General features: G+C 42.8%; 8 protein-coding genes. 3 read left to right on the top strand and 5 right to left on the bottom strand.

Going from position 1 to position 7,263, the window contains the following annotated elements:
- Positions 1-183: 183 nt before the first annotated feature.
- From D0469_RS00970 to D0469_RS00960, 3 genes are all read right to left on the bottom strand, one after another.
- A complete protein-coding gene (locus D0469_RS00970) occupies positions 184-594 on the bottom strand; it encodes a Fur family transcriptional regulator (RefSeq protein ID WP_117324784.1) in 411 nt (136 codons plus the stop codon).
- 15 nt (positions 595-609) lie between these two features.
- Positions 610-1,449 (bottom strand): metal ABC transporter permease, encoded by an 840-nt coding sequence (locus D0469_RS00965; protein ID WP_117324783.1) that lies wholly within the window; start codon positions 1,447-1,449, stop codon positions 610-612.
- A 63-nt stretch (positions 1,450-1,512) separates the two neighbouring features.
- Positions 1,513-2,259 carry a metal ABC transporter ATP-binding protein gene (locus D0469_RS00960; protein ID WP_117324797.1) on the bottom strand — a complete coding sequence of 249 codons (747 nt, stop codon included), beginning with the start codon at positions 2,257-2,259 and terminating at the stop codon, positions 1,513-1,515.
- A gap of 229 nt (positions 2,260-2,488) precedes the next feature.
- Between D0469_RS00960 and D0469_RS00955 the strand changes: the two genes are divergently transcribed.
- Positions 2,489-2,746, top strand: coding sequence for a DUF2624 family protein (locus D0469_RS00955; protein ID WP_158553313.1), 258 nt, complete (start codon positions 2,489-2,491; stop codon positions 2,744-2,746).
- A gap of 48 nt (positions 2,747-2,794) precedes the next feature.
- Here D0469_RS00955 and D0469_RS00950 read toward each other — a convergent pair whose 3' ends face one another.
- Positions 2,795-3,688, bottom strand: coding sequence for a deoxyribonuclease IV (locus tag D0469_RS00950; RefSeq protein ID WP_117324781.1), 894 nt, complete (start codon positions 3,686-3,688; stop codon positions 2,795-2,797).
- 32 nt (positions 3,689-3,720) lie between these two features.
- Complete coding sequence (locus D0469_RS00945) at positions 3,721-5,034, bottom strand: DEAD/DEAH box helicase (RefSeq protein WP_117324780.1); 1,314 nt, start codon at positions 5,032-5,034, stop codon at positions 3,721-3,723.
- A 209-nt stretch (positions 5,035-5,243) separates the two neighbouring features.
- Here D0469_RS00945 and vrrA point away from each other — a divergent pair, with 209 nt between their 5' ends.
- The gene (vrrA, locus tag D0469_RS00940) at positions 5,244-6,092 is read left to right on the top strand and encodes a VrrA/YqfQ family protein (protein WP_233522902.1); all 849 of its coding nucleotides are present in this window, start codon (positions 5,244-5,246) and stop codon (positions 6,090-6,092) included.
- A gap of 151 nt (positions 6,093-6,243) precedes the next feature.
- Positions 6,244-7,188, top strand: coding sequence for a 4-hydroxy-3-methylbut-2-enyl diphosphate reductase (locus tag D0469_RS00935; protein WP_117324779.1), 945 nt, complete (start codon positions 6,244-6,246; stop codon positions 7,186-7,188).
- Positions 7,189-7,263: the final 75 nt, after the last annotated feature.

Here is a 7,263-nt window from a genome sequence, read left to right as displayed (position 1 = left end):
CCGAAGTGATTGGCTTATGACCTCGAGGGGCTGGGCGCTGCAGCTAAACATCAACAAAGTACCAAAATCCAACAATGAGGTTTAACATAACCTTTTAGTAAGAGTAACTATATCTGCTGTATACGGCTTCCAATGTAAAAGGGTGTTCCAGTAATAGTGGAACACCCTTTTTCTTATATCATGTTAGCGACATTCCGGGCATTTACCGTAAATTTCAAATTTATGGCCCGAAATATCATATTCCTTCAGGTTTTCTTTCAGTTCGTTCATTGGGCAGGTTTCAATTTCCTTAGTCGTCCCGCAATCCATGCAAATAAAGTGATGGTGATGATGTTGATGGCTGCAAGTAAATCGGAAATGCTTTTCACCTGAAAGCTCTGTCATCTCCAGAATACCCATTTCTGCAAAAAGGGAAAGGTTACGGTATATAGTATCAAAGCTTAACCCTGGATAATCCTCTTTCATAAACTCCAGCACTTCTTTGGCAGTTAAATATTTATTATTAGCAGAAAATAACTGCAGCATTTCTTCACGTTTTCCTGTATGCTTAAATCCTTTTTCCTTCAGCATCTGCATTGCTGTTCCTACATTCATGTTTATCACCCCGGTTTACGCCAAGCGTGTCTTGACGTTTTTGGCCAAAATCGAAAGGATAAGAATAATTACCGCGATTACCACAATTGTTCCACCCGGAGCAAGGTCCAGGAAGTAAGAGAAAAACAGGCCGCCAATGACCGAAATCTCGCCAAAGATAATCGAATAAGCGATTGTTTGTTTAAAGCCCTTTGCGATCCTTATACTTGCGGCGACAGGCAGTGTCATTAGCGAAGAAACAAGCAGGATACCGACAATCCTCATCGAAGCCGCAATCACAAGGGCAACCATGATGATAAAAATGAAGTGAATGAGCCTTGCCGGAATCCCAGAGGCCTTTGCATGTTCTTCATCAAACGATAATAAAAATAATTCCTTATAAAGGGAAATAACTGTTATGACAACCGCTAAGCTGATGCCTGCAATTACCCATAAATCAACTGAGCTGACAGCACTTACACTACCAAAAAGGTATCCATAAAGGTCGGTGTTGAAGCCGTCTGCAAGAGAAATAAAGATCACACCAAGGCCAATGCCCCCGGAAAGGATAATAGGGATTGCAAGTTCTTGATAGTGTTTATAAACATTACGAAGCCGCTCAATAAAAAGGGAACCTATTACTGAAAACAGCATCCCCATATATAAAGGACTTACACCGGCCACGACTATAAAAGTCTTTTCAAGGAGGAGCGAAAAAGCTATTCCTGCCAGTGTTACATGACTGAGGGCATCCGCAATAAGAGACATTCTGCGCACAACCACAAAAACCCCCAACAGAGGCGCAAGAGCCCCAATGATGATACCCGTCAGAAAGGCATTTTGTAAAAATTCATATTGGAATAATCCTGATAACATAAGACATCTCCCATTGCTGTTATAACAATTTGACAAGAACTGTTATAACAGTAACTTTTCATATTAATGGTTATGGCTAATTAATTGCACTCCATGTCCGTAGATTGATGAGAGTTCCTTATCATCCAGTTCCCTGTATTCTTCTGCATTGCCATGAAAATGCAAAAACTTATTTAAACATGCGACATGCGTAGTTTTATCCGTAATGGGGCCTACATCATGCGTTACTAATAAGAGCGTGATTTTAAGCTTTCTGTTAAGCATATATAGCAGGTCATAAAATTGGCTGACATGTTGTGCATCTACGCCAACGGTTGGCTCATCAAGTATAAGCAGCTCAGGATCGCTGACAAGTGCCCTTGCGATGAAAACCCGCTGTTGCTGGCCTCCCGAAAGTTCTCCGATATTCCTTGTTGCAAAAGCATCCATCCCTACGGATTCCAATGCCTTCATCACTTTTTTCCGGTGCTCACTGCGAAGGAACTTGAACAAACCAATTTTTTTTGTTAAGCCAGATGATACGACTTCAAAAACAGTTGCAGGGAACCCGCTGTTAAAGGAATTCGCTTTTTGGGAAACAAAACCGATTTTGTCCCATGCCTTAAAGCTGCGGATATCTCTTCCAAATAACTCGATTGTCCCCTGCTGCGGGCGCAGAAGCCCCAGCAGCAGCTTAAGCAGCGTCGATTTTCCAGAGCCGTTAGGGCCGACTAGTGCAAGGAAAGCACCGGCTGGAACCGCCATTGAAACATGTTCGAGAACGTTTTCCTTTTCGTATTTATATGAAAGATTATCAACCTTGATAATCATCCGATTTGAAGGTTCATGCAAAATTATCACCCTTTTCACCCCGAAATTAACTTTGGTTTCGGCAGTTAAACTTTTTAAGAATCATTCCGATTTACTTCCAGAATTATAAGTCATTTTCGTTTCTTTGTAAAGACACGGGGCTTTGGAGCGTGTACATTCGTCACTTTCTTATTAGTTTCAGTTCACTCGCAACCAACTTTCTCATATGTTAAACAAGAGGAGGGATAGAATGAAGCTTTATGAAATGATGATTAACCACAAGCTTAACCGGATCCAGGCAGGTGAGCTGAAGGAAATTGCGAGACAGTATGGAATATCAATTCATTACAATCAAGCTGAAAAAATATGCGGAATTTTAAATGGCAAAAATATAAATATTTTTGATAAAAAACAAAGGGACGGGGTAATCAAACAGGTCTCCTTAATCCTTGGCAATGAAACGGCAGCCCAAATTGAAAGTATCTTCCTTTCGTTGACTAATACATGAAAACAGGCCGGATGCCCGGCCTGTTTCATAATAGCAAGCATATTTTTATTAATCTGCCATTATTTTATCCAGGAGGTCTTTATCGAATTCCTGGTTGATAAAACTGTCGATTTCCCGCTTATAAGGCGGTTTTTTATTTTTCTTGTCCTCTCCCACAAAAGGAGTTTCAAGAATTTTGGGCACCTCTGTCAATTGCGGATGGTGGACGATATAGTTCAAAGCTTTAAAGCCAATATGGCCAATGCCGATATTTTCATGGCGGTCCTTTCGCATCCCGATCGCATTTTTACTGTCATTAATATGCAGAACTTTAAGCCGGTCAATACCTATTATTTTATCAAATTCATTCAGTACTCCATCAAAGTCCTCAACAATGTTGTAGCCCGCATCATGGGTATGGCAAGTATCAAAGCAAACAGACAGCTTATCGCTTAAATTGACGCCATCAATAATCATAGCCAGCTCTTCAAAGCTTTTCCCGCATTCTGAGCCCTTTCCAGCCATGGTTTCAAGCGCAATTTGGACATTGTGTTCAGGGGTAAGCACCTCATTAAGCCCTTCAATAATTTTCTTAATCCCTGCTTCTGTTCCCTCTCCGACATGTGCACCAGGATGAAGCACGATTTGGGTAGCACCAATCGCTTCTGTACGTTCGATTTCAGTCCGTAAAAATCTGACTCCTAAATCAAAAGTATCAGCATTAACTGAATTGCCGATGTTGATGATATATGGGGCATGCACGACTATATCTTTAATGCCATGCATCTCCATATGCCTTCTGCCGGCTTCAATATTTAAATCCTCAATCTTTTTCCGCCTTGTATTCTGAGGGGCCCCGGTATAAATCATAAAGGTGGCTGCACCGTATGAAACCGCCTCCTCGCTCGCCGCAAGCAGCATCTTCTTGCCGCTCATTGATACGTGAGATCCAATTTTTAGCATTTTTTCATCCCCTAACCTTCTTGCACACCGCATTATTTCTTTTTTTGTAGACGGCGCTGACGTTTTTTATAATTTTCAACTTCTCTTTGTATTTTCTTTTTATAACCTGGCTTCACTTTTGCAGGTTTCTTTGTGATTGACCTTGCTGTAGTATCAATTTCGTTTTCCTGCTTTTTCCGTTTCGAACGTTTATTCCTGTCATCAATTTTGATCCATTCACCTTTTTGTAAATCGACATTCTCAAATTCGATGCCCATTTTCTCCAGTTTGTTCAGTGCATCTTCGTCTGAGGTCTCATAAATGGTTGCTGCGACTCCAGAAAAGCCGGCCCGCGCTGTTCTTCCGGTTCTGTGTATATAGAAATCGAGATCGGAAGGAAGTTCATAATTAATAACATGGCTTACCCCCTCGATATCAATCCCTCTAGCGGCCAAATCCGTGGCAACGATATATTGATACTCCAGGTCATTAATTTGCTTCATCATCTTTTTGCGTTCACGCGGCGATAAATCGCCATGAATCCTGCCAACCCGCATTCCTTTTTCAATCAGAGAATCAGCGACCTGGTCAGCCATTTTCTTCGTATTTGTAAACACAATCGCCAAATATGGATTGTATTGGATTAAAATATCGTGCAATAAGCTATTTTTATCCCTATGTCGGCGCGGGATCAGAACATGCTCAATATTGACAGCTGCTGCCTGCTTAGGTGCTACATGAACATGCTTAGGATTTTCCATATATTTTTTCAGAAATGGCTTTAATTTTTCAGGAATAGTTGCCGAGAAGACAAGGATTTGTAATTTTTCAGCCATCCTTGCAGCAAACTTATCCACATCTTCAATAAATCCCATATCAAGTATCAAATCAGCTTCATCGACTACAAGCATATCTGCAGTAAAAACCTGCAGTGCCTGTTCCTCCACCAGATCCTTGATCCGGCCTGGGGTACCAATTACAAGCTGCGGCTGCGTTTTCAGCTTATCTACCGTTCTTTGCTTATCAGTTCCGCCAATATATAAGCGAACCTGTATGGAGGTATCCTTCGGATAATGGCCAGCAATTTTTAGAGCTTCCTGATAGATTTGATTCGCAAGCTCCCTTGTAGGTGCAGTAATGATTGCCTGGACCTCTTCCTTCGCAGGGTCGATCTTATTCATGACAGGCAGAAGGTACGCATGCGTTTTTCCTGTCCCTGTCTGGGATTGGCCGATAAGGCTCGTGCCTTTAAGCACTGATGGAATAACTCGCTCCTGGATTTCAGTTGGCCTGTCAAATCCAAGCGCTTCAACGGCATCTTCTATATAGCCCTTCAGCTGGAACTTTTCAAAATGGTTTTGTTTCATATATTTACTCCTTATCGCAGTTCTTGTCCGCACATTATTTTGACATGTCTAATTATTATAATTGTTTTTCTTTAGGAAAACCACTAATATCATACCCTACCTGACGTGGCTTAACAAATTGCTGAAAAGCAGGATAAAACCTTTTACGGGATATTTGCATATTTTATTATGATCAGAGCCATGTATCTTGAGAAAAGGAGGGATAATGAATGCACCAGCAAAGAAATCAGCATCCAGGCAGCAATTTTAGCCACCGGCCATCACCGCAGCAGGGTTCTCGCAGCGGACATGGTTATCATTCACAAGGACAATCGCAGTATGGGTGGGCTCTTTCTCAACAGCGGCCGGCTCAGCAGGGGATGTTTACCCATGCTCCCTCACAGCAGCGACAGGTTCAGCAAGGGATGTTTCGCCATGCCCCTTCTCAGCAGCGGCCGGCTCAACAAGGAATGTTTAACCGGGTTCCCTCTCAGCAGCAACCTGTCCAGCCAGGAATGTTTGGCCGCGTTCCCCCACAACAGCGACCGGCTCAGCAGGGAATGTTTAACCCGCAGCACCGGGGTGGTTCTTTTGGACAGCAACAAGGAAGAGGAGGTCTTCTCTCGAAGTTATTGGGAAAATCCAAGCCAGTTCCTTCCTCTCCCATATCAATGTTTTCCCTTCCTTCCGCCCCCAAAGCTGAAACAGGCGGATTACTGGCCAGCTTGAAAAATCCTGGCAGTATTAGCTCCTTTCTGTCCAACACCCAAAAGGTATTGCAGGCTGCGGAAGCGGTTGGCCCGATGTTCCAGCAGTATGGCCCGCTTGTGAAAAACTTTCCTGCCCTGTGGAAGCTGTATAAGGGGCTTAAGGATTCCGACTCAGTCTCCTCGGAGGAACCAGAATCTGAAGACAATAATGATACCTTAGGAACATCTGAATATGAGACTGAGAACTTTGAAGACGACGAGGATCTTGAGGATTACGATATGGAAAAAATAAAGGTCCATGAAAAGAAACCTTCCAGTTCCGTAAAGAATCATGAAAAAAGAAATTCAGTACCCAGACTTTTCTTTTAATTTTTTGCTGCCTCCTCGAAACCTTCATGCCTCAAATGTTGGCCATACACAGACAGCAACCTTTGTAATCCCGATCTTCCTCTTATATAATAGTATGGTAGAACAGCATGCCAAAAAGTCAGGCTGCTTCGTTTTTCGAGGAGGAAGCAAAATGAACGTTATTAAAATTTCACCGCGCGGTTATTGTTACGGCGTAGTTGATGCAATGGTCATTGCCCGGAACGCTGCTTTGGACAAAAGCTTGCCGCGCCCTATTTATATATTGGGCATGATTGTCCACAATAAACATGTTACTGATGCATTTGAAGAGGAAGGCATCATTACTCTTGACGGAATGAACCGAAAAGAGATTTTAGAAAAAGTTAATGGCGGTACGGTCATTTTCACTGCCCATGGGGTTTCTCCTGAAGTCCGTCAACTGGCCGCAGAAAAAGGATTGGTCTCAATTGATGCAACTTGTCCTGACGTAACGGCAACGCACAATTTAATCCGGGAAAAAAAGGAGCTAGGCTATCAAATTATCTACATCGGCAAAAAAGGCCATCCGGAACCGGAAGGCGCGGTTGGAGTGGCTCCCGAAATCGTTCATCTGGTAGAGACAGCAGAGGATGTAAAAAATCTGGAGCTTGACAGTGAGCGGCTGATCGTCACGAATCAAACGACCATGAGCCAGTGGGATGTTGCTGAAATAATGGATATTGTAAAAGAAAAATATCCACACGCCGAAATCCATAAGGAAATCTGCCTTGCTACACAAGTGCGCCAGGAAGCTGTCGCACAGCAGGCAGGAGAAGCTGATGTTCTGATTGTAGTAGGCGACCCTAAAAGCAATAATTCAAACCGTCTAGCCCAAGTATCTCAGGAAATAGCCGGAACAAAGGCGTACAGGGTTGCAGATGTCTCTGAAATCCAACTTGAGTGGTTAAAGGATGCCCAAAAGGTTGCTGTAACTTCAGGTGCATCAACCCCTACTCCAATCACAAAAGAAGTTGTCTCCTTCCTTGAGGCCTATGATCCAGCTGAAGAATCGACATGGGTACGGGAAAGAAAAGTACCGCTTCAAAAGATACTCCCGAAAGTAAAAACAAACAGATAACAGAAATACTAAAAAATGTTCACGGTCCATGTCCTTAAGGACGCAATAATGCTTCATTCGAAAAGAAGCTCCGGA

Source organism: Peribacillus saganii (assembly GCF_003429095.1).
GTDB lineage: Bacteria > Bacillota > Bacilli > Bacillales > DSM-1321 > Peribacillus > Peribacillus saganii.
The sequence above is the reverse complement of the archived record's forward strand: the minus strand, read 5'-3'. Positions and strand labels throughout refer to the sequence as shown.